The organism is Tersicoccus phoenicis, assembly GCF_001968835.1.
Classification (GTDB): Bacteria; Actinomycetota; Actinomycetes; order Actinomycetales; family Micrococcaceae; genus Tersicoccus; species Tersicoccus phoenicis.
In genome coordinates, this window is the sequence record NZ_MRDE01000012.1 from 1 (window position 1) to 1,986 (window position 1,986).

The following is a 1,986-nucleotide window of genomic DNA, read 5'->3' on the forward strand; positions in this document are numbered from 1 at the left end:
AACGCGGATGGGGCTAAACCGGTTGCGTGTGATACCCGGCAGGGGTTGCGTTTCCGGGGTTGTGGGACCGTTCGTCCAGGGTCTGCCGGCTCTGGCGCGTGAGGTGCGGGCGTATAGGTGAACAGGTTTGAATGCCTGACCGTAGAGGGTGTGAGTCCCGTAACCGTAATGCGTTCCGCCGCGTGGTGGTGTGTTCCCGAGTAGCACGGGGCCCGAGAAATCCCGTGTGAATCTGCCAGGACCACCTGGTAAGCCTGAATACTCCCTGATGACCGATAGCGGACCAGTACCGTGAGGGAAAGGTGAAAAGTACCCCGGGAGGGGAGTGAAAGAGTACCTGAAACCGTGTGCTTACAATCCGTCAGAGCCTGGGCCCCTTCGTGGGGTGGTGGGTGATGGCGTGCCTTTTGAAGAATGAGCCTGCGAGTTAGTGTCACGTCGCGAGGTTAACCCGTGTGGGGGAGCCGTAGCGAAAGCGAGTCTGAACAGGGCGTTCAGTGGCGTGATCTAGACCCGAAGCGAAGTGATCTACCCATGGCCAGGTTGAAGCGTCGGTAAGACGTCGTGGAGGACCGAACCCACTTCAGTTGAAAATGGAGGGGATGAGCTGTGGGTAGGGGTGAAAGGCCAATCAAACTTCGTGATAGCTGGTTCTCCCCGAAATGCATTTAGGTGCAGCGTTGCGTGTTTCTTGCCGGAGGTAGAGCTACTGGATGGCTAATGGGCCCTATCAGGTTACTGACGTCAGCCAAACTCCGAATGCCGGTAAGTGAGAGCGCAGCAGTGAGACCGTGGGGGATAAGCTTCATGGTCGAGAGGGAAACAGCCCAGACCACCGACTAAGGCCCCTAAGCGTGTGCTAAGTGGGAAAGGATGTGGAGTTGCTTAGACAACCAGGAGGTTGGCTTAGAAGCAGCCACCCTTGAAAGAGTGCGTAATAGCTCACTGGTCAAGTGATTCCGCGCCGACAATGTAGCGGGGCTCAAGTACACCGCCGAAGTCGTGGCATTCATACAGTCCCTAGCCTTCGTGGTTCAGGGGTGTGGATGGGTAGGGGAGCGTCGTGTGGGCAGTGAAGCTGCGGGGTGACCTAGTGGTGGAGCCCACACGAGTGAGAATGCAGGCATGAGTAGCGAAAGACGGGTGAGAAACCCGTCCGCCGAATGATCAAGGGTTCCAGGGTCAAGCTAATCTGCCCTGGGTGAGTCGGGACCTAAGGCGAGGCCGACAGGCGTAGTCGATGGACAACGGGTTGATATTCCCGTACCGGCGAAGAACCGCCCCTACTGATCCGGGGATACTAACCGCCCCAACCGGTCACCGGGTTCCCTTCGGGGTGCCCACCGATCGTGCGGCGTGGGACCTGATCCGGGGAGGTAAGCGTATTAACAGGTGTGACGCAGGAAGGTAGCCAGGCCGGGCGATGGTTGTCCCGGTCCAAGCAGGTAGGCTGTCCCATTGGCAAATCCGTGGGGCGTGACGGCCGAGACGTGATGGGACCCCCGTTCGGGGGAATCTGGTGATCCTCTGCTGCCGAGAAAAGCATCGACGCGAGGTTCTAGCCGCCCGTACCCGAAACCGACACAGGTGATCAGGTAGAGAATACCAAGGCGATCGAGAGAATTATGGTTAAGGAACTCGGCAAAATGCCCCCGTAACTTCGGGAGAAGGGGGGCCTGCCCCGTGACGGCACTTCGCGTGCTCGAGCGGGTGTGGGCCGCAGAGACCAGGGGGAAGCGACTGTTTACTAAAAACACAGGTCCGTGCGAAGTCGCAAGACGATGTATACGGACTGACTCCTGCCCGGTGCTGGAAGGTTAAGAGGACCGGTTAGTGCCCCTCGCGGGTGCGAAGCTGGGAATTTAAGCCCCAGTAAACGGCGGTGGTAACTATAACCATCCTAAGGTAGCGAAATTCCTTGTCGGGTAAGTTCCGACCTGCACGAATGGAGTAACGACTTCCCCGCTGTCTCAACCATAAACTCGG

Annotated in this window: 1 rRNA gene; it reads left to right on the forward strand. The window is 58.2% G+C overall.

From position 1 onward, the window contains the following. Positions 1-1,986 (forward strand): 23S ribosomal RNA (locus tag BKD30_RS02345); the annotation flags it as partial.